Raw genomic sequence first — 19,721 nt, forward strand, 5'->3', positions numbered from 1 at the left:
CCTTATCCCGTCGGTAAAAATCCGAGAATAGTTTCAATTACAACCGTCAAAATAGGAATTGCCATAACGAGAATTAAGATTTTCCCAGCAAGTTCAATTTTCGAAGCGATGGCACCTTGACCAGCATCTTTTGTAATTTGAGCTCCAAACTCGGCAATATAAGCAATTCCAATAATTTTTAGTAACGTTTCCACGTAGACGTTGCTAACTTTCGCTTCACTCGCTACTCTCTCAATCATTTGTAAAATAGAATGAATTTGATCGATTAAAATAAGAAACATCACGCTACCTACGAACACAATAAATAAAGATGTAATACTAGATTTATGCTGGTTCAAAACAGCAGCTAAAAACGTAGCAACGAGGCCTAATCCGACAATTTGTATAATTTCGATTCGAACCGCCTCCTTTACTGGAAGAGAAAGACACTTTTAATCTTGTCGAATAGCGTATTAATTAAAAATGCAACATGAAATAAAATGACGACAAAACCGACAAGGATAACCCAATTTGCAATATCCTCACGCTTCAATTCTTTTAGTACAGTATGAATGAAAGCTAAAACAATGCCGATTCCGGCGATTTGAAATATTAATCCAACATCAATGGACATCGCCTTTCTCCCCCCTATAGCAGTAAAATTACAATAAGTAGCCCTGCTAGTACCCCTAAGCTCTTAATCATTTTTTCGTATTGCAGTTGTAAAGCTTTCGCTTCCTCTTCTTCTCTCTCCAAATGTGTAATACATAAGCGAATATGTTTTTGTTGTGATTCACGATCATGTTGCCCGAGCGTTTCACCAAATTGCTGCAGTATTTCATACTCGGTTTGTTGAAAAGCCGTCAACTTCCAATTCTCTTTCAAACTATCTATCCAAGCTTCCCTTACTGTTTGTTCTCCACTTTCTAGTTTTTTAGCGAAACTTTGAAATATCCAATTTAATGGCTTTGGCATTTGTTTAACTAATCGCTCGGCAGCCTCAGATAAAGGTGTGTGTCCATACATAATTTCTGCCTCTAATGATTGAAGTGCTGATTTTAATAACCTAAGTTGCCTCGGTCTCTCACTGTATCTTTTAGCGTACGAAAACCCGAAAAAGGTGCTGACCGCAACGATTAACACTGCACCAAATATTTTCACCATACGCCCTCAGCCTTTCTATTTGATAACACTGGTTTTCCATATTTATCTTTCACCTGCATAACCGTTCCTGGACCCCTCGCTTTTGACAACTCCACAAACCTATCAAATATACCAAGCTCTAGCACTGCCTTGAGCGATGGACGTCTCACAACATCCTCATAGGAAAATCCGTGTGCGCTTATAAAAAGCTGGACACCTGCATGCACTGCCTCCATAATTGCTTCACTATCTTCTTTACGGCCAATTTCATCTACGATCAAAATATCAGGACTCATAGAACGAATCATCATCATCATTCCTTCTGCCTTTGGACATGCGTCTAACACATCGACTCGGGTACCAAAATCATATTGCGGGATCCCTTTCACACAACCAGCAATTTCTGACCGTTCATCAACGATCCCCACTTTACAGGAAGGAATTTCCGAAGCACTTACCCCTTGACTCATGCAACGTGCTACATCTCTTAAGAGTGTCGTTTTTCCCGTTTGGGGAGGGCCAATTACCATCGTGTTTAACCACCTTTTTTCATACAAATATGGCAAAAGCGGTTCAGCAATCCCTATTTTTTGACGAGCAATACGAATATTAAAGGAAGAGACATCACGAATCATTTTCACTGCGCTTTTTTCTGTAATGACTTTTCCTGCTAACCCGATTCTATGCCCTCCGCGAAGCGTCACATACCCACGTTTTAATTCCTCTTCCATCGTATAAATTGAGAATTGACTTAACTTATTCAATAAGTAAATAGCATCCTCTGCAGTAGTGATATAGTCATAAAAAAACACCTTTCCGTGTGCAATACACTCTAGCGGCCTTCCAATTCGAACACGAATTTCCTCTAAAGCATCGTATTGCTTACATTCTTCAATTAAGTACTTCATCGTTTTTGGTAAAACTTCTAATACCTCTTTCATCGGCTTCTCCCCACTATACTCGACTTACTATTTCAGTAATGCGATAAAAATACAGCAAATTCCAAGCGCTAGAAAAAAGAGCTTCAAGAAAGAAATTTCACTTGCTACACTCGCTATCCCAATTGTCATTGTTAAAATTAATACGGTAGGTCCAACAAACGCCAACATACCATTTATAAACAACGCTTTCTTCGCATCATTCACATAAAGCATAAGCAAAGCAGCAAATATCTCCGCACTACCTGAAAATAATCGAAGTGCCCCCATAACAAGCACGGATGTTTCCATTGCCGCTAGCCACTGTTTCATTCTTCCACCTTCTCCCGTAACAGTTACTAACTTCGTATTCTAAAAAAGAATATATTTGTACAACCATATGCAGAGGTTGTCTATTTCAGAAGTAAAAACATAATTTTTCTCTAAATTCCGAATTACAATCTGAATATTCATATTATTTCATGGTATATTATGGTATATTTAGTTTAAAAGAGGTTTAAAACATGCAGCACGTCACTTTATTACCACTAGATTTATGCTATACAAATGTGATTTTCGAGCTATCAAGTGATCCACATATAAAAAATGCATTGGGGATAACGGTAGAAAACATCGAAGACACGAAAACATTTCTTCTTTTCGCAATAGACGAAGAGCGTCAAAAGAAATCCTTATCGAGAATGATTGTGAATGAAGAAAATGAAATAATTGGCCTCACCACACTTAAACATATTAATAATGAGAAAAAGCAATCTCACATTGGTAGTTGGCTCGGCTATCCGTACTGGGGAAAAGGCTATAACGAGGCTGCTAAAAAAGAAATCTTTAAAATCGCCTTTTTAGACTTACAACTTTCCTACGTATTTGCTGGTGCTAAAACAAATAATATCCGCTCTTTAAAAGCACAAGAAAAACTACCTTATATTTCATTGCATGTGGAAAACAAGTTTCCAGACGAACACGCTGCACTAGAGAAAGAAGTAAAGTCACCTTGCTCTCTGCATGTCGTGTCACGTGAAAATTTTTTAAACTGGTTGAAATTACAGAATGAGGGGGAAAAATATGAAGGCATTGAAAGTTAGTTTAACCGTTGTAGTAGAATTAGCTCTTATTTATCTTTTTTCATTATTGGTCGGTTGGTCATTTATAGAGACCTTTTTCCTTGGTAGTTTAGCAATATTTGCAATTATGTGGTTAATTATTATGAGTAACCATAGAAATAACATTACAGATCACGCAATAAGTAAAACATTAACTGGCGTTGAGACTGGCGAAATAAAACCATTTCAAATTGTTTTGACTCCATCTATTATGGGTACTCTTTCACTTGTTTTAGTCAGTTTTATAATAACAGCTATTTACTATCTACCCTATTTCCTATAAAAAAGCACTCGTGAATTATCACGAGTGCTTTTTTACTATGCACGAGAAACGTATTTACCTTCACCAGTGTTGATGATAAGCATTTCGCCTTCGTTAATGAAGATTGGTACTTGTACAACAAGACCAGTTTCCAATGTAGCTGGTTTTGTTACGTTAGAAGCAGTATCACCTTTAATACCAGGCTCTGTTTCTGTAACTTGTAATTCAACTGTGTTTGGAAGTTCAACACCAAGTACTTCGCCTTGGTAAGTCATGATTGCTACTTCCATGTTTTCTTTTAGGAATTTAAGCTCGCGCTCGATTTGTTTTTCACCAAGTTCGATTTGCTCATAAGTTCCGTTATCCATAAATACGTGAGCCTCACCGCTTGCGTATAAGTATTGCATACGACGGTTTTCGATGTGTGCTTTTTCTACTTTCTCACCTGCACGGAATGTTTTCTCTTGAACAGAACCTGTGCGAAGATTACGTAGTTTAGAACGAACGAATGCAGCACCTTTACCTGGCTTTACGTGTTGGAAATCAAGTACTTGCCAAAGGGCATTGTCCACTGAAATTGTTAAACCTGTACGAAAATCGTTTACTGAAATCATGTAAAAAAATCCTCCTGTGTATTACAAAATAATAAGTTCTTTTGGTGATTTCGTAATTACTTCATTACCTTCACTTGTCACAATGATATCATCTTCAATACGTACGCCGCCAATACCTGGAATATAAATACCTGGTTCTACTGTTACAGCCATACCTGGTTCAAGTACTGTATGAGAACGGAATGCTAAACCTGGTGCTTCATGGATTTCAAGACCTATTCCATGACCAGTAGAGTGTCCAAAGTATTCACCATATCCTTTTTCCGTTATGTAGTCACGCGTTAGCGCATCAGCCTCGCGACCTGTTAAACCAGCTTTAATACCGTTCACACCACGTAGTTGTGCTTCTAAAACGATATTATAAATTTCTTTTAATTTATCAGATGGTTCACCGACTGCAATCGTACGAGTAATATCAGAGCAATATCCTTTGTAATAAGCGCCGAAGTCTAATGTAACGAAATCTCCTGTTTCTATCACTTTTTCAGATGCCACGCCGTGCGGTAATGCCGAACGAAGACCTGAAGCAACGATAATATCAAACGAAGAAGATGTTGCTCCTTGTTTTCTCATGAAAAATTCAAGTTCATTTGACACTTCAATTTCAGATACTCCCGGGCGAATGAATGATAGAATATGCTCAAAGGCAGCATCTGCAATCTGTGCAGCTTCCTTTAATATCTTAATCTCTGAATCAGTCTTTATCAAGCGTAACTTTTCTACAAGTCCAGAAGTCGGGATAAATTCAGCATCAATCGCTTCCTTATGCACTGAATAAGAACTATATGTAAGAGTATCTTGCTCAAAACCAAGCTTTTGAATTCCAAGCTCTTTCACTTGCTTTGCCACTTCATCAATGATCAATCCTGCGTGCTGTACAACCTCATATCCAACCGCTTGTTTACTTGCCTGCTCGACGTAACGGAAATCTGTAATAAATTGAGCACGATCTTTTGAAATAAGAACAACGCCTGCTGTTCCTGTGAAGTTAGCCATATATCTACGACTATGTTCATTTGTTAACAAAATACCGTCAATACCAGCCTCATCAAATGCACTTCGTAATCTTTCAATTTTCTCCATTACTTTATGCCTCCCTCAATTTCTCCATTAATGCAAATAACGCTAACTTATAGCCATAAAAACCAAATCCTACAATTTGACCTGCACAAACAGCTGCCGTCACAGATTCATGACGGAACGATTCACGCTGATGAATGTTAGAAATATGTACTTCAATAACAGGAATCGAAATGCTCGCAATGGCATCACGAATCGCATAGCTATAATGCGTAAATGCTCCCGGATTTAAAATGATCCCTTCATATATATCTTCCGCTTCATGAATAATGTCGATAATGGCACCTTCATGATTCGATTGGAAACATTCTAACTCCACTCCCATTGTTTCTGCTTCTTGCTTCATATCTGCTTCAAGTGTCGTTAGCGTGCCCTTTCCATATACATTTACCTCACGAACACCGAGGCGATTTAGGTTAGGACCGTTTACGAGGAGTAACTTTTTCATATTCTTAAAACTCCTTAATATTAAATATCTATACAATATTTTAACATAGGAGTTACTTATTTGAATAGTTCGTCTTCTCTTACCCTTCTTGTTCTGCTTTATTGCTATTTACTGCGTAAGAAACAGAATATGCTATAAACACACCATACAATATAAAAATACATATTGTCGTCACAATTGTCTCTTTTGGTAAATGGAGCGCACTTTTAATAACAGGAGCCATTAAACCCATCCCCAAAAACAGTAGTGCCCACCAAAATAGCCCATAAATAATTCCCGCTATAATCCCTTCAAACTTTGCAAAAAATGCTTTATACAAAAAGGCAATTAAAATTGAAAGAAGTCCCATACACACTATTCCGAACACATTGCCCCATACACCCTCTTTCCAACTTCCAAACGCAAATGGTAAAAGGAAATAATTCGGGCCCGCCTCCGTGAATGAAAATATATGAAGGAAATACCATATCCCGCCCCAAAAGATTCCACCAAACAAACCAATCTGCACAAAATTCCTTGTTCCTAATTGTTCTTGACTCACATCGACACCTCCGCTCAATAGTATGCCCGAAACTATTTTGAAGCATGTTTAAATCCTGCGAAATTTGTCTATAAAAAGAATAAGAAATGTCCGACTCTCATAACATTTTCCCTTGTCATCTACTTGTATTTGCCGATAAAATAAAGGAAACTCGGTGATTGTCTTATTTCAAAACGACAGAACCCAGTATGACAATTGCCTCTTTTTCTACATAAGAGAGAAACAAATACAGGTTGGTGTTAACATGACAGAAGAGTCAAAACAAATATATGGCGGGCAAGCGGTCATAGAAGGAGTTATGTTTGGCGGTAGAGAATATACTGTTACAGCGGTTCGTCGTAAAGATAAATCGATTGAATTTTATCGATTACCACGCGTTCGTAATAAAGTACTATCTACCCTAAAAAAAATTCCATTTTTACGAGGGATTGCCGCTATTGTGGATGCAAGTGCGAATGGAGCAAAACATTTAAACTTCGCTTCAGAACGATTTGACGTCCACCCAGAAGATGATGAACAAATTGCAAATAAAAAAGAAGAACAATCAAAATTAACGATGGTATTAGGAGTTGCAGCTGTTGGCGTTTTATCTTTTATATTCGGTAAAGTCATTTTCACAGCAGTTCCTGCACTATTAGCTGAATTAACGAGACCGATTTTCCCATCTCATACTGGGCAAATTATTGTCGAAAGTGTCATTAAGCTCATGCTATTATTGAGCTATATATACTTTATTTCTTTAACCCCACTTATTAAGCGGGTATTTCAGTATCACGGTGCAGAGCATAAGGTAATCAATGCTTACGAGAATAACCTTCCTCTGACTGTAGAAAACGTTCAAAAGCAAACTCGTCTCCATTATAGATGCGGCAGTAGCTTTATTATATTTACAGTCATTATTGGAATGTTCGTTTATTTCCTAGTCCCTACAGATCCTCTTTGGGCACGAGTTATAAACCGAATTTTATTAATTCCAGTTGTACTTGGTATTTCTTTTGAAGTATTGCAATTTACAAATCGATTACGAGATATTCCTGTATTACGCGTACTTGGATATCCTGGATTATGGCTACAACTATTAACAACGAAAGAACCAACAGATGATCAAGTGGAAATAGCAATTGCATCGTTTGAAGAATTATTACGTTTAGAGAACAAACAATAATTATTTAAAAATGGTGTTCAACTCCTTTCCTCATCGTTAATATACTAATTTTAATATACGTTTTTAGGAGGTGTCCCTTATGAACGGTCGTTCGTTTACTTTCGCTATATTTGTGCTTATTATCGGATTGGCAATATTCGGCCTTGTTTCATCTGTTATTACAAATCCCATGGGTGTATTAAGAAATATCGGGTACATGTTACTTGTTGTCGGTATCTTTTACTTGCTATACAAGATGTTTACAAATTCCAATGGTTCTGCAAATTCACAAAGCTCATATAAGCGTGCGGCAAAACAATCGAACCGCAAACATGGGAAACAAAATGTAGCACCCCTAGGCAATTCTTTCTTTAAGTCAAATACTTCTAATGACAAAAGCAAAAAAGGGAATTCTCCCACTTTGAAACGAAAAAGAAAACAGTCTCATTTAACTGTCATTGAAGGCAAAAAAAGCAAAAAGAAAGACCGTGCTTCCTTTTAGGAAATACGGTCTTTTTTTATACTTTGAAGCACTTCTTTTAAACTTTTCTCTCTCATACTTTCAATTCGAAGATGATGATTTTCAAATGGTAAATTCCGTGTCACATCATTAGGTACAACAACGCACGTTAATCCCGCTGCAACCGCTGCTCTCAATCCATTTAATGAATCTTCAAATACAACAGCTTCAGACGGCTTAATTCCTAATTCTTCTATTGCAACTCGATAAAGAGCTGGATCTGGTTTTACCTTCTCAACATCTTCTCTCGTTTTAATCACTTCAAAATATTCTCGAATCTGTAGCTCTTCTAAAAAATGAATAACCCATTCTCTAGACGAACTAGAAGCCAGTGCGATTTTCAATCCCATTTCTTTCGCTTCTTCTAAATATTCTTTTACCCCGTCACGAGCTTCTGGTATTCTCATTTTCTCTTTATGTAAAGTTGCCACTTTTTCTTTTAATGCACTTTTGTTAAACTTCTCTTTTAATTGATCATTTAAATATGTATAAAGTACCTCATCTGTTGTTCCAATACATTTCGCAAATTCCTCTAAAGGTAGTTCCCCGCCGTATTCACGAACAGCATCTCTGAAAGAGTGAAACCATATCGTTTCTGTGTCCACAATTAATCCATCAAAATCAAAAATAATTGCTTTCATAATTCTCCCATCCTTTTCGAATTGAAATAAAAAAGGAAACGCCATACGTTCCCCTTAATTACTTTTCTCTTCATTTGCTCTTTGAACACCACGAAGTGTTTCCACTCGGACTGCATCTTGTTCAAAGTATTCCACTAAATCACCAATGCGATCAATTGCTTCCCAACTTAAATGATGTTCAATTCCTTCTACATCATTGTAAATTTTACTTTCATCCACACCGATAATACGCATAAATTGCTCTAGCAAGTCATGACGATATACGAGACGTTCTCCGATTTTTTTACCTTTTGTTGTTAATACAAGCCCTCTATATTTTTCATAAATTAGATATTCATCTTTGTCTAATTTTTGCACCATTTTTGTTACAGAGGATGGATGTACACTAAGCGCTTCAGCAATATCAGATACGCGGGCGTAACCCTTTTCATCAATCAACAAATAAATTTGTTCAATATAATCTTCCATACTAGGGGTAGGCATCGGTTTCCTCCATCCAAGTTCATTTTGCTTATTCCGTACGAAGCAATCAATAAAATGATACACCAGAAAGAATAACGTGACAAGTTGAAAACGAGCCTAAATATATAAAACAAAAAAGAATCTGTATTTGCATACAGACCCCCCTTAAGTAAAATATTGTATTTCTGCATTAGGAAAAAACTCATTTATATAACCTCTTATCGTTTCTTTTAATACTGCTGCATCATCCTTTTTATATACATATTTTCCGATGGTTTTGGAAAACGATGCTGAATCAATTCAAACGTTAAATTTGGTATCGTCATATCTTTGTCGCTCAAATAGTTTACGGTTCCTTCTTCCCATTCTTCATGCATTTAAATTGGCGCAACTATAAAACCAAGTGGATATTCAAGTGCCTTTCGTTCAAAGTAAACGAGCTTTGGCATAAATGGTCTCATATGCTTTTCGCCCTCTCGTTAGTATGGGGGACATTAAAGTTTTCCACCCCAGTAACTTGCGTTGCAAGTTACTGAATGTTATAATTTGGATGCCAGCTACCTTGCAACGCAAGTTACCTGAATAAAAGGTGGTGAAATCATGCACAGCCAAATGTTAAAAGGCGTGCTCGAAGGGTGCATCCTATACATCATTTCACAAGAAGAAGTGTACGGATATGAACTGAGTACAAAATTAAATAAACACGGATTTACATTTGTAAGCGAAGGAAGCATATATCCATTATTGTTACGTATGCAAAAAGAAAAGTTGATTGAAGGAACATTAAAAGCTTCCTCACTCGGTCCAAAGCGAAAATATTATCACGTAACCGATAAAGGATTAGAACAGCTTGAAGAATTTAAACAAAGCTGGGGGATGGTTTCAACGACCGTAAACAACTTATTATTACAAGGGGAGTGATAGGGATGAATGCACAAGACATGATTGAATTGAATAATAAAAAACGTGAGCTTCTAACTTCCGAAAACGAAATTGCTTATGGTGATATGCTAGTATATCTTCGGTTATCTAATGTACCGAACATCAAGTGGAAGAACTTTTGTTAGAAATATTAGACCACCTTATCGAAGCACAAGCTGAAAATAAAAATGCTTATGACATTTTCGGAAATGATTTACAATCTTACTGCGATGAACTTATAGCTGCTTTACCCGCCCAAACAAAATTAGAAAAAACTTCTTTAATTGGTTTTGTTATTAGTTTACTCCTTGCTATACAGTTTGGCATAAATGCAATTATTTCATTTTTTATGTTTCTCTTTGAAAAAAATAATACATTATCAAGTCCGCCTTTTAGCATCCTTGGAACTACTTTGTCTGTTTCAATAATTATACTAGGTATATTATTTATTTTATATTTATTAAAGCGTTACTCCTTTGATCAGAAAATGAATTGGAAAAGAAAAATTCTATTTGGATTCGCATTTGCTACTCCATTTTGTTCCGCTGTATTCTTAAATATTTATTTTCAAAAGCAACCTTATCTCATTTATCATCTAACCTTTTGGCAAAACGCCTTAATCGCAATCTTATTTTTTATTTTATATAAACTACTATACAAAAAATCAAATTTTTAACAGCCCTTCAAAAGGCTGTTTTTTCTTCTGTCTAATTTTACAAATTGAAAAATTTCATAAAGAAAATAAGAAAAATGCAAAATAATTAAAGTTAATTGTTGACGTGATGCTTTTATTATCGGTATCATAAATCTTCGTGAGCAATTATTTTTCGTTATACGATTTTTTTATTATTACTGAATTTTTGAGAGGAGAAATTAGATGTCAGTTAAGAAGAAAACGCAAGTACGCACCGGCAAAATGGTACGTGAACTAATGTTAGCAGACGAAGATGTAAATGCTTCGCTAATTATGGTATATAGTGAAAACGGTGTAAACGCAGAAATTAAAATCGAGGGCTTAACGCCGAAATGTAACGAAGAATTATTTTTGAGCGGAAACGTGGATTGGAACAAGAGTGTTATTTATAAAATTGTTGATTTCACTGGAAACGCTGAAGTTGGTAAAGTTACATTAACAGCGATGAACAAAAACAATGTTTCTCTAGAAATTGAACGCGTTATGTGGAGTAAAGAAAATAAAGAAGCTGCCGAGCAAGAAGAAACACAGGTAGAAGCAGCACCGAAAAAAGAAGTAGTTGTAGAAGCTCCAAAAGCAATTACACCTGCTCCTAAGCCTGTTACGCGTGTGGAAACACCTGCTATGGCTAAGCCTACTCCAGTACCGACACCGAAGCCAGTAAGCGTAGAAGCAGCTGTAGAACTAGTTACTCCAACGCCTGTGAAAAAAGCAGTCCCTACTCCAGTTACAAAGCAAGAGACAGCACCGGTTGCTCCTGCAAAACCGAAGCAGCCTGCTTTGACTGAAACAAATTCAAAACTACAAGAAAATTATGTTAAACTCGTGAAAAAGACAATTGAAGTTTGTCAAGATTACGAGCTTGGCATCGACATAGATGATTCTATTGAAAGCTTAAAAGAAGAACTACAAAGCCAAGGTATTAGCGTTACATTTGACAAAGAAATTATGGACGTTGTAAGTCGCCTTCGTTCTTTACAAGATAAAGGAATCAAAGTAGAAAAAGTACTTAATTTACTATAAAAAAATAAGAGGTGGCTATCGCCATCTCTTATTTTTTATAATTCCACTCATTACTTTCATACTTTTCTTTCGCTAACGTTTGAACTTCATGTAACTGTTCTTCTGTTAATTCATATGGAACAAGTTCTACATCTAATCCTTTTTCAAAGCCAACTTCAAACGCTTTAATTAACTGCTCTATCGTAAATGTACGGTCTGTTAATTCATTAATTGCTACTGCTTTAGAAGAGAACATACTCTTCATACGTTCCTTCACACGTTCATTTGGGAATAAAAATAGATCATATAGTTCATCTAAATCAATTTCTAATGGAATCGATCCATGCTGTAAAATAACACCTTTTTGACGTGTTTGAGCACTACCAGCAATTTTTCGTCCTTCCACTACAATTTCATACCAAGATGGTGCATCAAAACATACGCCTGAACGTGGATTTTTTAAATTTTCACGATCTGCTTCTGTTTTTGGAACTGCATAATAGGCTTCTAACCCTAATGCCTTAAAACCATCTAATAAACCTTGCGAAATAACACGATACGCTTCTGTAACTGTTTTCGGCATATTCGGATGATCTTCAGACACAATAACACTATACGTTAACTCTTTGTCATGTAGTACACCCCTGCCGCCTGTTTGACGACGAACGAATCCATATTTCTTTTCGTTAACTACATCCATATTAATATCTTTTTCAACACGTTGAAAATATCCAACTGTTAATGTTGGTACTTCCCATTCATAAAAACGAATTGTTGGTGGCATTTTCTTGTCACTTTGCCAATTTAATAAACATTCATCTAACGCCATATTAAATGCCGGTGAACATTGACCAGAGTTAATATAACACCATTTTTCTTTTCCCATCCTGCACCTCATATAACCAATTATTTTTCACATTCTCTAGTCTACCAAATTCGACAAAATTTGTGAAAGAATACGAAATTTCTTCTTATATGCAAATGAATCTGTTGCATAAATACATATGGGCATTATAATATTGAAAGTAGGATAAGAAAAAAGGGAGCGATAGAATCGTGTCAACAACTTGGATTATTTTATTAGCCGTAATCGTAGCATTTATCGGCTACACTGTATGGATGTACTTCTATCAGAAAAAATTAATTAAAACTCTTACAGAAGAAGAATTTCGCGCTGGCTACCGTAAAGCACAGCTTATCGATATTCGTGAAGCAGACGAATATAACGCAGGGCATATTTTAGGTGCACGTAACATTCCGTTATCACAAATTCGCCTTCGCCATAAAGAACTTCGTAAAGATCAACCTGTTTACTTATATTGCCAAAGCGGATTCCGTACAGGTCGTGCAGCGCAATACTTAAAAAAACAAGGCTACAAAGATTTCTACCAATTACAAGGTGGATTTAAATCTTGGACAGGCAAAATTAAAAAGAAATAATAACATACAAAAAACTAGCTGAATAAATCAGCTAGTTTTTTCATTTCATCTTATTCGCAATGTATAATAAATTCTGCTTGATTACCTTTTCATCGTTCTCTTCTACATTCCGATACAGCAGTTGATATTCAATTCCTTTCTCTTTCCATATAAGCGTAGCAAATTCGTCACCACGTTCATAATCATCTTTATTTTTAAAATAAGCAGACGTTCCATTATTCAGTTTCATTTGTTCTTGAAATCGCTTCTCTTCCACAAGATCCGGAAAACTATAAGGAAAGTTCGCGACATTTAACTCAATATACTCATTTCTACCTGACTCCTTCTGTTTATATTTAATCGTTAAGACAGTGTTCTTTTTCCCAAGCGTTCTTACTTCCCCCTTCACATCACTTGTAATGTCGTACGGTAAAAACGTTGGAACTTTAAACTTCACCGGAAAATATTTTGGGAGTTCCTTTAGCGGAATAGGATCCGTAACACGATCCATAGCTCCTCCTGTTGTTCCCACAAAGTGTTTTTCTTCTTGCATCGTTTGTTGAAATGAACACGAACTAAGCATGAAACTAGAAAACACGAAACAAATGATTCTTTTTTTCAATTTGTTTCCGCCCTTTCATACCGCTCTCTTAACGAACGAAGCGTTGATATTCTCTTCATATTCGCTTTGTCACCAAACTCCACCTTTGAAAACTTTCCACGTTATTCTCACACATTTTGACAACACTTTTTGCAAACAAAAAAGACCCCTATCATTCTTACGCCCAAGTGAAAAGGTTACGCGAATAAAAAGAAGTCTTATTAATACCATAGTTTGTGAAAAGCTTTTCAGGTCAAGATTTTTTCTTTCTTATTATTTTCCCTTTATAATAAGGGAAAGAGGTGATACATATGGCCAATATAAAACAAATTGCTAAAACTGCTGGTGTATCGATATCAACTGTTTCTCGTGTCCTGAATAATCACCCTTACGTAAAAGAAGAAAAGCGTAAGCGTGTTCTAGATGCTGTTGAAGAATTAAACTACGCAAAAAATATAAATGCTGTCCATTTAATAAGAGGGAAAACATATACAATTGGCGTTATGCTTCCTTTCATTAACCTCCCCTACTTCAGTACCATTATTGAAGGAATCGGAAACGAAGCGTTAGCTGCTGGCTATCACATTAATTTATGTCAAACGAACTACGATAGCATTGAAGAAATTCGTGTTCTTGAAATGATGAAAATGAAACAATTTGATGGGATGATTATTTGCTCCCGAACGAGCTCTTGGGAACAAATCGAACCTTTTGCAAAATTTGCCCCTATTATTTCATGTGAAAAAATGAAGCATCCCCTCATTTCATCCATCTACGTAAATCATTATGAAGGTTTCCGTCTCGGTACTGCCTATTTACTAAGTAGAGGCCATGAAAAAATCGGAATTTGTTTAGCAAGAAAAACAAGTGTAAATTCCATAGAGCGAGAAAAAGCGTTCGCCGATACACTTCGTAACGAAGGGAAAACGTTGCATCCTGAATGGATTTTCCACCAATGCTATACAATGCAGGACGGAGCACAAATACTCCATCGTATTTTAAATATGACAAATCGTCCAACTGCTATTTTCACAGCGAACGATCAAGTTGCAGCTGGTTTATTAACAGAGGCTCGAAAACATGGTATTCGAGTACCTGAAGACCTTGCTATCCTTGGATTTGATAATCATGAAATTTCAAAGGCATTAGAAATTTCCACAATTGAACATCCCGGTCTCGCAATGGGCTCACATGCTTTTTCTTTATTTCATAAGCAGATTCAAAGCGAGCAAATTGTCGGCAGTGCAAAAGAGCTTTCATTCCATTTAATTGAGCGAGAGACTGTCTAAAAAGAGCGTTACCTATAACGCTCTTTTTCAGCTCTTCACCTATTGACTTTATATTTTCCATCTCATATAATGAACCTAACGAACGGTAGGTAGGGGATAAAAATGACAGCAAACCGCATTAAAGCTGTAGCACTTTCTCATTTCGCACGCTACGGCTACGAAGGAACTTCATTAGCAAATATTGCTCAAGAAGTTGGGATTAAAAAGCCATCGATTTACGCACACTTTAAAGGAAAAGAAGAGCTATATTTTATATGCTTAGAATCCGCTCTTCAAAAAGATTTACAAAGCTTCACTGACGATATCGAAAAATTTTCAAATTCGTCTACTGAAGAATTGCTCTTACAATTACTAAAGGGCTACGCAAAACGATTTGGTGAAAGTGAAGAATCAATGTTTTGGTTACGAACTTCTTATTTTCCGCCTGATGCATTTCGCGAACAAATTATCGAAAAAGCGAATGCGCACATTGAAAACGTCGGAAAACTTTTATTCCCTATATTTAAACAGGCAAACGAGCAAAGTGAACTGCATAACATTGAAGTGAAAGACGCTCTAGAAGCTTTCCTATGCTTACTGGACGGACTTATGGTTGAACTACTATTCGCAGGTTTAAATCGCTTTGAGACTCGTTTAAACGCCTCTTGGCAAGTATTTTGGCGAGGCCTTTCAAACTGACGGATTGCTCCTTTGCAATGCGTCGTTTTTAAGCCCTTTACCTAACGACTGGTAGGAAGGAGAAATGACAAATGGCATGGATTTATGTAATCTTAGCTGGTATTATTGAAATCTTTTGGGTGATTGGATTAAAACACGCGGAAGCACCACTTGAATGGGCTGGTGTTGCTCTATTAATTACAATTAGTTTCGTCTTATTATTTAGAGCTTATAAAGATTTACCTGTCGGCACTGTATACGCAGTCTTTACAGGTATTGGAGCTGGTGGAATCGTTCTTACTGAGATTTTCGTTTTCGGAGAACCTTTCTCTATCGTAAAAGTTTTATTAATCGGTTTAATCTTCTTCGGAGTAATTGGTTTAAAACGAGTAACAGAAGAAAAAGAAGCGAAGGAGGCTGCATAAAATGGCTTGGGTATTTTTAATTCTAGCTGGTATTTGTGAAATTATTGGTGTACTCTTTATGAAAGTAGCCACTGAAAAGAAAGGCTGGGCACCAAAAGTTATCTTGATCGCTAACTTCGGCGTAAGCTTCTTCTTCTTATCTCTTGCGATGAACACATTACCGATGGGAACTGCTTACGCGATTTGGACTGGAATTGGAACTGCCGGAAGCGCACTTCTAGGCATCCTTATTTTCCGAGAATCAGCGGATTGGCGTCGTCTTGCTTTCTTAAGCTGCATTTTATGCGGCGCTGTTGGCTTAAAACTATTAAGCTAACGTGAGGTGAATGTCATGTGGAAAGAACAAGGAAAGAAAATATTAGCATGGATCACACTTTGTATCGTCATTCTATTACAAATAAGTTTTCATATAATAGAATCATTGTTTCATAAAGTATTATCCATTCTCACATTCCTTCCTAACATGACACTTGAAATTATATCGATTGTTTGGTCTATTATCGCCTCCATTGCAATCGTCATTATATGGAGTATCGCCAAACTATGGAATAAGTTATTTAAAAAGGACAGTACTTCTGAAAAAGAGTAACTGTCCTTTTTTATATTCATTCAGACTTTCTGTAGAAGTTAGATGTGATAAGACAAAACAGACCAACTATGGCAATATTTATACTACCCCCTTTATGTAAACTTGGAAATAACGGTGGTATATTCGAGTAAACATTTGCTAATATGAGACCGATTGAAAATAAAAATATTCCTATTCTATATAACCATTTTCTTTTGTTCATCATTCTCCCCTCCTAAAATTTTTCATACACTCCTTTCTTTTGGACATACTACCCTAAAAAAGGAGTGGATAATATGCAAAATTCTATACATAAGCAAATCCTATTTTTATTTTTCCTATTTCTTATTCTCATCATCGTTTTCAGCTTTATATTACATACTCCAAAAGATGTACCAAATAGCGTTTCTTTTTATAAACTACTGCTCTCGTATTGTCGTTATTGAAGAAGGTGCCTTTTTTTAAGGCACCTTTTAAAATTCTCTTTTTTTATATATTTTTACTGAAACAAAGATAGATATTATGAACATGCATATTGAACTAACGAATAACATGCTGTTATATAATTGAATTTGTTCCAAGTTGATTTGAAACAAAGTTTCTAAAATAACAATCGGCGCCATGAATATTACTATTGTAATAAGAATAGTTTTTTTATATCCTAACCAAAAAGATATTGGTAGAACAAAGCTTAAATACACTAAAATAAAGCTAATACTAGCAACCATTGTCGTTTCAATAAATTCAAATAAGTTAACCTCGCTCTTCATTCCTATCGTGAAACAACCGACCGTTACACTTATAAAAAGAATAATTATTGCTACTATATATTTCGCATACACAATTTGTTTTCTCAATATTGGTAAACTATTTACTATAACTTCACTCTCATTTTTACTATCTGCTTCAAATGTTTTTACTGTTGCCCCAATTGTAATAATTACTGACATAATGATGAATAAATTTTCCGTATCTGTTAAGGCCATATAAAAGAAAACAGGATACAGTATGTACCAAATTAAAAATTTCCATTGAATGATGAAATCTTTTAAAATTAGTTGCTTGATCATGTATTACACCTCCTAATATGAAAATGTCCCTTCTATAACTCTGCCTCCTGAAACATTTTCATTGAGAGGAACATGGATACGAATATACTCACTAATACTCCGATACTAAGAACACCCATTGCTTGTGTAGCCTCTTGAGAGTGAAGTACTTTTAACATAATTGTTTTATCACCAAAAATATTGCACATAAGACCAATCATACCCATTAAAGGAAAAAGCATAATCAAATTCAAGACAGTAATAACTTTATATCCCCCAATGTAATTAGTCGGTATCGTTACTGCACAATAAATCAAAGTTGCTACTATTGCTGAAAATATTGCATATCCGGGCATAACTATATCTCTGTTCAATAAAATATTCCCTAATATTACGACTATAAAAGTTACACTCAAACCAGCCATAATAAATAATGTGCTTGAAATATATTTAGCTATAATTATCTCTTTTCTCGTTATAGGCAAACTCACTAATACTTTTTCTGCTTTACTTTTCTCGTCATAATAAAAAGAAATATATATAATCGTACTACATGTTATAAATACTCCTATTGCAATCCCCATTGGTTCGACGGAATTCTTAAAAATAGATAAAATAGGGATTAAAAAATAGAAAGGAAACATCTTCTTCTGTAAAAAAAACTCCTTCAAAATCAACTGTTGCATATGAATTCTCCTCTCTATAAATCACGCGTTTCATAAATTTTAATTGTAAGAAGCATAGAAACGATATAGACACTAGCTAGTGTGATTAATCCAACTATAAATATGCCAAAATGTAATGGATTCATAATCCAATTAATGAATGATGCCGTAGCACTTTCTCCGTCACCAATAAACATTCCAACAATAACACCTATTCCAGCGGCTCCACCTGTAAATATTCCACGTACTACTTTTGATTTTGTCCCATAATAACTCGGGAATAATGCTGTAATATAAACTAAAGAATATACAGCACCTCTGACTACTACATACCAAGGAATTTCAATATACAAATTGGGATGATAAGCTCCAATATCACCAATGACAGCGATACCTCTTATAAGAAAAACAACTAGCGTAGTAGAAATCATGCCACCTACAATAAATATTACACCCGAAATATATCTAGCAATAATGATATCCTTTCGTCCAACAGGTAAACTATTTATAATAACATCACTTTTATTTTTTTCATCCATCGCTATTAGTATCATAGAAGATGATATCGTTATGAGTAAGCAACTCATTGGAAATAACAATTCACCATCTGGATCTAATCCAAAGAAAACAAGAGGCATAATAAAATACACTAACCACATAACCCGAAAAAAGAACAAATCTTTATAGATTAGCTGACGCATAGGCACCTCTCCCTTTCGCAGTGTAAACGATAATGTCATCTAATGTAGGCTTTTCTAGTACAACCTCATTTCCAAACCAATCGATAATTCCTTGTTTATCCTTCGCTAAACCTTCAAAACCAAACTTATTTTTTCGTAATCCAACAAATAGTTCTTTTCCTTCTCGGTCTAATAAATCATTACTTCCTTTTACGATTACGTAGTTCTCCATTAAGTCTTCTTTTTCACCAGTAAATATAATTTCTCCATCATTGATGAACGTAACATAATCTGCAATGCGCTCTAAATCTGTTGTAATGTGCGTTGAGAATAATACGGATACTTCATCTTCCATTACAATTTCTTGCAACATATCAAGTAATTCACTTCGAACAACTGGATCTAACCCTGCTGTCGGTTCGTCCATAATAATAAACTCTGCGTGGTGCGAAAGTGCGATTGCAATCGCAAATTTCATTTTCATTCCTTTTGATAATTCTTTAATTTTTTTATACTTTGGAACTTGTAATCTATGCATATACGATTGATACTGCTCTTCGTCCCACTTTTTATATAACGGTGCAATAATACGCTTCATTTGTTCACACGTTAAATCTTCGTAATAATGATTTTCATCATATACAAAGCCGATATTTTGTTTTATTTCCTTTTCAGCTTTCTTATTGTCCTTGCCAAAAATTTTTATATCTCCGTTATCTTTTTTAATTAAATTCATAATCATTTTGATCGTCGTACTTTTCCCGGCCCCATTCGGTCCGACAAACCCCATAATATATCCGCGTGGTAACGTAAAACTTATATTTTTCACTGCGAAACCTTCATAACTTTTACAAACGTTTTTTAACTCTAACATCTCTC

At 35.6% G+C, this 19,721-nt stretch carries 30 protein-coding genes and 2 pseudogenes; 13 read left to right on the forward strand and 19 right to left on the reverse strand.

The window, feature by feature from the left end; translation table 11 throughout:
- Positions 1-2 precede the first annotated feature (2 nt).
- Genes spoIIIAD through MKY21_RS21130 form a run of 5 tightly spaced genes read right to left on the reverse strand, consistent with a single transcriptional unit; the run spans position 3 to position 2,372 of the window.
- The gene (spoIIIAD, locus tag MKY21_RS21110) at positions 3-386 is read right to left on the reverse strand and encodes a stage III sporulation protein AD (RefSeq protein ID WP_077393170.1); all 384 of its coding nucleotides are present in this window, start codon (positions 384-386) and stop codon (positions 3-5) included.
- Between the two features lie 23 nt (positions 387-409).
- Positions 410-613 (reverse strand): stage III sporulation protein AC, encoded by a 204-nt coding sequence (spoIIIAC, locus tag MKY21_RS21115; protein ID WP_000020914.1) that lies wholly within the window; start codon positions 611-613, stop codon positions 410-412.
- 14 nt (positions 614-627) lie between these two features.
- Positions 628-1,143 (reverse strand): stage III sporulation protein SpoIIIAB, encoded by a 516-nt coding sequence (gene spoIIIAB / locus MKY21_RS21120; protein WP_000238702.1) that lies wholly within the window; start codon positions 1,141-1,143, stop codon positions 628-630.
- Positions 1,137-2,063 carry a stage III sporulation protein AA gene (spoIIIAA, locus tag MKY21_RS21125; RefSeq protein WP_000665905.1) on the reverse strand — a complete coding sequence of 309 codons (927 nt, stop codon included), beginning with the start codon at positions 2,061-2,063 and terminating at the stop codon, positions 1,137-1,139. The genes spoIIIAB and spoIIIAA overlap by 7 nt, the downstream gene beginning before the upstream one ends.
- A 27-nt stretch (positions 2,064-2,090) precedes the next feature.
- Entirely contained in the window at positions 2,091-2,372 is a 282-nt protein-coding gene (locus tag MKY21_RS21130; RefSeq protein WP_000816050.1) for a YqhV family protein, read from the reverse strand.
- Positions 2,373-2,563: 191 nt separating this feature from the next.
- Here MKY21_RS21130 and MKY21_RS21135 point away from each other — a divergent pair, with 191 nt between their 5' ends.
- Positions 2,564-3,142, forward strand: coding sequence for a GNAT family N-acetyltransferase (locus MKY21_RS21135; RefSeq protein WP_001164984.1), 579 nt, complete (start codon positions 2,564-2,566; stop codon positions 3,140-3,142).
- Positions 3,123-3,443, forward strand: coding sequence for a hypothetical protein (locus tag MKY21_RS21140; RefSeq protein ID WP_000645695.1), 321 nt, complete (start codon positions 3,123-3,125; stop codon positions 3,441-3,443). The genes MKY21_RS21135 and MKY21_RS21140 overlap by 20 nt, the downstream gene beginning before the upstream one ends.
- A gap of 35 nt (positions 3,444-3,478) precedes the next feature.
- On the opposite strand, the gene efp is transcribed toward MKY21_RS21140, so the two are convergent.
- The 4 genes from efp to MKY21_RS21160 form a co-directional block, all read right to left on the reverse strand.
- Entirely contained in the window at positions 3,479-4,036 is a 558-nt protein-coding gene (efp, locus tag MKY21_RS21145) for an elongation factor P (protein WP_000626516.1), read from the reverse strand.
- A 21-nt stretch (positions 4,037-4,057) separates the two neighbouring features.
- Positions 4,058-5,119: a Xaa-Pro dipeptidase gene (gene pepQ, locus MKY21_RS21150; protein WP_000411041.1), complete on the reverse strand. Its 1,062-nt coding sequence runs from the start codon at positions 5,117-5,119 to the stop codon at positions 4,058-4,060.
- Between the two features lie 4 nt (positions 5,120-5,123).
- Entirely contained in the window at positions 5,124-5,564 is a 441-nt protein-coding gene (gene aroQ / locus MKY21_RS21155; protein WP_000735147.1) for a type II 3-dehydroquinate dehydratase, read from the reverse strand.
- 79 nt (positions 5,565-5,643) lie between these two features.
- The gene (locus MKY21_RS21160) at positions 5,644-6,105 is read right to left on the reverse strand and encodes a YqhR family membrane protein (RefSeq protein ID WP_000076880.1); all 462 of its coding nucleotides are present in this window, start codon (positions 6,103-6,105) and stop codon (positions 5,644-5,646) included.
- 244 nt (positions 6,106-6,349) lie between these two features.
- Here MKY21_RS21160 and MKY21_RS21165 point away from each other — a divergent pair, with 244 nt between their 5' ends.
- A complete protein-coding gene (locus tag MKY21_RS21165; RefSeq protein WP_086424076.1) occupies positions 6,350-7,270 on the forward strand; it encodes a DUF1385 domain-containing protein in 921 nt (306 codons plus the stop codon).
- Positions 7,271-7,349: 79 nt separating this feature from the next.
- Positions 7,350-7,751 (forward strand): SA1362 family protein, encoded by a 402-nt coding sequence (locus tag MKY21_RS21170; protein WP_001014459.1) that lies wholly within the window; start codon positions 7,350-7,352, stop codon positions 7,749-7,751.
- Here the strand turns inward: MKY21_RS21170 and MKY21_RS21175 are convergent.
- The 3 genes and pseudogenes from MKY21_RS21175 to MKY21_RS21185 form a co-directional block, all read right to left on the reverse strand.
- Positions 7,748-8,410 (reverse strand): HAD family hydrolase, encoded by a 663-nt coding sequence (locus tag MKY21_RS21175; protein ID WP_025966333.1) that lies wholly within the window; start codon positions 8,408-8,410, stop codon positions 7,748-7,750. The two genes, MKY21_RS21170 and MKY21_RS21175, sit on opposite strands and share 4 nt — an antisense overlap.
- Before the next feature lie 54 nt (positions 8,411-8,464).
- Positions 8,465-8,893: a transcriptional regulator MntR gene (gene mntR, locus MKY21_RS21180; RefSeq protein WP_001143083.1), complete on the reverse strand. Its 429-nt coding sequence runs from the start codon at positions 8,891-8,893 to the stop codon at positions 8,465-8,467.
- A 144-nt stretch (positions 8,894-9,037) separates the two neighbouring features.
- Positions 9,038-9,282, reverse strand: a pseudogene (locus MKY21_RS21185) (spore photoproduct lyase family protein); the annotation flags it as partial.
- Positions 9,283-9,472: 190 nt separating this feature from the next.
- On the opposite strand from MKY21_RS21185, the gene MKY21_RS21190 reads away from it, so the two are divergent.
- The 3 genes and pseudogenes from MKY21_RS21190 (at position 9,473) to MKY21_RS21200 (ending at position 11,510) form a co-directional block, all read left to right on the forward strand.
- Entirely contained in the window at positions 9,473-9,793 is a 321-nt protein-coding gene (locus MKY21_RS21190; protein ID WP_061663458.1) for a PadR family transcriptional regulator, read from the forward strand.
- Positions 9,794-9,798: 5 nt separating this feature from the next.
- A pseudogene (locus tag MKY21_RS21195) lies at positions 9,799-10,469 on the forward strand (DUF1129 family protein).
- A gap of 201 nt (positions 10,470-10,670) precedes the next feature.
- Positions 10,671-11,510 carry a hypothetical protein gene (locus tag MKY21_RS21200; protein ID WP_044795918.1) on the forward strand — a complete coding sequence of 280 codons (840 nt, stop codon included), beginning with the start codon at positions 10,671-10,673 and terminating at the stop codon, positions 11,508-11,510.
- Between the two features lie 28 nt (positions 11,511-11,538).
- Here MKY21_RS21200 and MKY21_RS21205 read toward each other — a convergent pair whose 3' ends face one another.
- A complete protein-coding gene (locus tag MKY21_RS21205; RefSeq protein WP_000514067.1) occupies positions 11,539-12,375 on the reverse strand; it encodes a lipoate--protein ligase family protein in 837 nt (278 codons plus the stop codon).
- A 170-nt stretch (positions 12,376-12,545) separates the two neighbouring features.
- On the opposite strand from MKY21_RS21205, the gene MKY21_RS21210 reads away from it, so the two are divergent.
- Positions 12,546-12,929, forward strand: coding sequence for a rhodanese-like domain-containing protein (locus MKY21_RS21210; RefSeq protein ID WP_044795917.1), 384 nt, complete (start codon positions 12,546-12,548; stop codon positions 12,927-12,929).
- Between the two features lie 40 nt (positions 12,930-12,969).
- Here the strand turns inward: MKY21_RS21210 and MKY21_RS21215 are convergent, their stop codons facing one another.
- Positions 12,970-13,506, reverse strand: a complete 537-nt coding sequence (locus tag MKY21_RS21215) for a hypothetical protein (RefSeq protein ID WP_025966335.1) — start codon at positions 13,504-13,506, stop codon at positions 12,970-12,972.
- Between the two features lie 314 nt (positions 13,507-13,820).
- Here MKY21_RS21215 and MKY21_RS21220 point away from each other — a divergent pair, with 314 nt between their 5' ends.
- The 5 genes from MKY21_RS21220 to MKY21_RS21240 all read left to right on the forward strand — a co-directional run bounded on the left by MKY21_RS21220 (position 13,821) and on the right by MKY21_RS21240 (position 16,469).
- Positions 13,821-14,798 (forward strand): LacI family DNA-binding transcriptional regulator, encoded by a 978-nt coding sequence (locus MKY21_RS21220; protein WP_341077312.1) that lies wholly within the window; start codon positions 13,821-13,823, stop codon positions 14,796-14,798.
- A 96-nt stretch (positions 14,799-14,894) separates the two neighbouring features.
- A complete protein-coding gene (locus MKY21_RS21225; RefSeq protein WP_002181118.1) occupies positions 14,895-15,476 on the forward strand; it encodes a TetR/AcrR family transcriptional regulator in 582 nt (193 codons plus the stop codon).
- A gap of 71 nt (positions 15,477-15,547) precedes the next feature.
- Positions 15,548-15,880, forward strand: coding sequence for a DMT family transporter (locus MKY21_RS21230; RefSeq protein WP_000312349.1), 333 nt, complete (start codon positions 15,548-15,550; stop codon positions 15,878-15,880).
- Between the two features lies 1 nt (position 15,881).
- On the forward strand, positions 15,882-16,196 hold the full coding sequence (locus tag MKY21_RS21235; protein WP_000312623.1) for a DMT family transporter: 315 nt from the start codon (positions 15,882-15,884) through the stop codon (positions 16,194-16,196).
- A 15-nt stretch (positions 16,197-16,211) separates the two neighbouring features.
- Entirely contained in the window at positions 16,212-16,469 is a 258-nt protein-coding gene (locus MKY21_RS21240; RefSeq protein ID WP_000265427.1) for a DUF3975 family protein, read from the forward strand.
- Positions 16,470-16,485: 16 nt separating this feature from the next.
- Here the strand turns inward: MKY21_RS21240 and MKY21_RS21245 are convergent, their stop codons facing one another.
- The 5 genes from MKY21_RS21245 to MKY21_RS21265 all read right to left on the reverse strand — a co-directional run bounded on the left by MKY21_RS21245 (position 16,486) and on the right by MKY21_RS21265 (position 19,716).
- Positions 16,486-16,674, reverse strand: coding sequence for a hypothetical protein (locus MKY21_RS21245; RefSeq protein ID WP_044795914.1), 189 nt, complete (start codon positions 16,672-16,674; stop codon positions 16,486-16,488).
- A 247-nt stretch (positions 16,675-16,921) separates the two neighbouring features.
- A complete protein-coding gene (locus MKY21_RS21250) occupies positions 16,922-17,518 on the reverse strand; it encodes an ABC-2 transporter permease (RefSeq protein WP_000595338.1) in 597 nt (198 codons plus the stop codon).
- Positions 17,519-17,550: 32 nt separating this feature from the next.
- Positions 17,551-18,183: an ABC-2 transporter permease gene (locus MKY21_RS21255; protein ID WP_001186566.1), complete on the reverse strand. Its 633-nt coding sequence runs from the start codon at positions 18,181-18,183 to the stop codon at positions 17,551-17,553.
- A 14-nt stretch (positions 18,184-18,197) separates the two neighbouring features.
- Positions 18,198-18,863: an ABC-2 transporter permease gene (locus tag MKY21_RS21260; protein WP_044795913.1), complete on the reverse strand. Its 666-nt coding sequence runs from the start codon at positions 18,861-18,863 to the stop codon at positions 18,198-18,200.
- Complete coding sequence (locus MKY21_RS21265) at positions 18,844-19,716, reverse strand: ABC transporter ATP-binding protein (protein ID WP_044795912.1); 873 nt, start codon at positions 19,714-19,716, stop codon at positions 18,844-18,846. Before MKY21_RS21265 ends, MKY21_RS21260 begins: the two co-directional genes overlap by 20 nt.
- Between the last annotated feature and the right edge of the window lie 5 nt (positions 19,717-19,721).

The organism is Bacillus sp. FSL R9-9497, assembly GCF_038005805.1.
Classification (GTDB): Bacteria; Bacillota; Bacilli; order Bacillales; family Bacillaceae_G; genus Bacillus_A; species Bacillus_A cereus.

Excerpts from the sequence above, each read along its gene's own strand:
- spoIIIAA (WP_000665905.1), bottom strand. The coding sequence starts at position 2,063 with ATGAAAGAGGTATTAGAAGTTTTACCAAAAACGATGAAGTACTTAATT.
- MKY21_RS21205 (WP_000514067.1), bottom strand. The coding sequence starts at position 12,375 with ATGGGAAAAGAAAAATGGTGTTATATTAACTCTGGTCAATGTTCACCG.
- mntR (WP_001143083.1), bottom strand. The coding sequence starts at position 8,893 with ATGCCTACCCCTAGTATGGAAGATTATATTGAACAAATTTATTTGTTG.
- spoIIIAB (WP_000238702.1), bottom strand. The coding sequence starts at position 1,143 with ATGGTGAAAATATTTGGTGCAGTGTTAATCGTTGCGGTCAGCACCTTT.
- MKY21_RS21245 (WP_044795914.1), bottom strand. The coding sequence starts at position 16,674 with ATGATGAACAAAAGAAAATGGTTATATAGAATAGGAATATTTTTATTT.
- MKY21_RS21135 (WP_001164984.1), top strand. The coding sequence starts at position 2,564 with ATGCAGCACGTCACTTTATTACCACTAGATTTATGCTATACAAATGTG.
- MKY21_RS21140 (WP_000645695.1), top strand. The coding sequence starts at position 3,123 with ATGAAGGCATTGAAAGTTAGTTTAACCGTTGTAGTAGAATTAGCTCTT.
- MKY21_RS21255 (WP_001186566.1), bottom strand. The coding sequence starts at position 18,183 with ATGCAACAGTTGATTTTGAAGGAGTTTTTTTTACAGAAGAAGATGTTT.
- MKY21_RS21235 (WP_000312623.1), top strand. The coding sequence starts at position 15,882 with ATGGCTTGGGTATTTTTAATTCTAGCTGGTATTTGTGAAATTATTGGT.
- efp (WP_000626516.1), bottom strand. The coding sequence starts at position 4,036 with ATGATTTCAGTAAACGATTTTCGTACAGGTTTAACAATTTCAGTGGAC.
- MKY21_RS21230 (WP_000312349.1), top strand. The coding sequence starts at position 15,548 with ATGGCATGGATTTATGTAATCTTAGCTGGTATTATTGAAATCTTTTGG.
- MKY21_RS21170 (WP_001014459.1), top strand. The coding sequence starts at position 7,350 with ATGAACGGTCGTTCGTTTACTTTCGCTATATTTGTGCTTATTATCGGA.
- MKY21_RS21260 (WP_044795913.1), bottom strand. The coding sequence starts at position 18,863 with ATGCGTCAGCTAATCTATAAAGATTTGTTCTTTTTTCGGGTTATGTGG.
- MKY21_RS21165 (WP_086424076.1), top strand. The coding sequence starts at position 6,350 with ATGACAGAAGAGTCAAAACAAATATATGGCGGGCAAGCGGTCATAGAA.
- MKY21_RS21240 (WP_000265427.1), top strand. The coding sequence starts at position 16,212 with ATGTGGAAAGAACAAGGAAAGAAAATATTAGCATGGATCACACTTTGT.
- spoIIIAC (WP_000020914.1), bottom strand. The coding sequence starts at position 613 with ATGTCCATTGATGTTGGATTAATATTTCAAATCGCCGGAATCGGCATT.
- MKY21_RS21130 (WP_000816050.1), bottom strand. The coding sequence starts at position 2,372 with ATGAAACAGTGGCTAGCGGCAATGGAAACATCCGTGCTTGTTATGGGG.
- MKY21_RS21200 (WP_044795918.1), top strand. The coding sequence starts at position 10,671 with ATGTCAGTTAAGAAGAAAACGCAAGTACGCACCGGCAAAATGGTACGT.
- MKY21_RS21220 (WP_341077312.1), top strand. The coding sequence starts at position 13,821 with ATGGCCAATATAAAACAAATTGCTAAAACTGCTGGTGTATCGATATCA.
- MKY21_RS21190 (WP_061663458.1), top strand. The coding sequence starts at position 9,473 with ATGCACAGCCAAATGTTAAAAGGCGTGCTCGAAGGGTGCATCCTATAC.
- aroQ (WP_000735147.1), bottom strand. The coding sequence starts at position 5,564 with ATGAAAAAGTTACTCCTCGTAAACGGTCCTAACCTAAATCGCCTCGGT.
- MKY21_RS21250 (WP_000595338.1), bottom strand. The coding sequence starts at position 17,518 with ATGATCAAGCAACTAATTTTAAAAGATTTCATCATTCAATGGAAATTT.
- pepQ (WP_000411041.1), bottom strand. The coding sequence starts at position 5,119 with ATGGAGAAAATTGAAAGATTACGAAGTGCATTTGATGAGGCTGGTATT.
- MKY21_RS21265 (WP_044795912.1), bottom strand. The coding sequence starts at position 19,716 with ATGTTAGAGTTAAAAAACGTTTGTAAAAGTTATGAAGGTTTCGCAGTG.
- MKY21_RS21175 (WP_025966333.1), bottom strand. The coding sequence starts at position 8,410 with ATGAAAGCAATTATTTTTGATTTTGATGGATTAATTGTGGACACAGAA.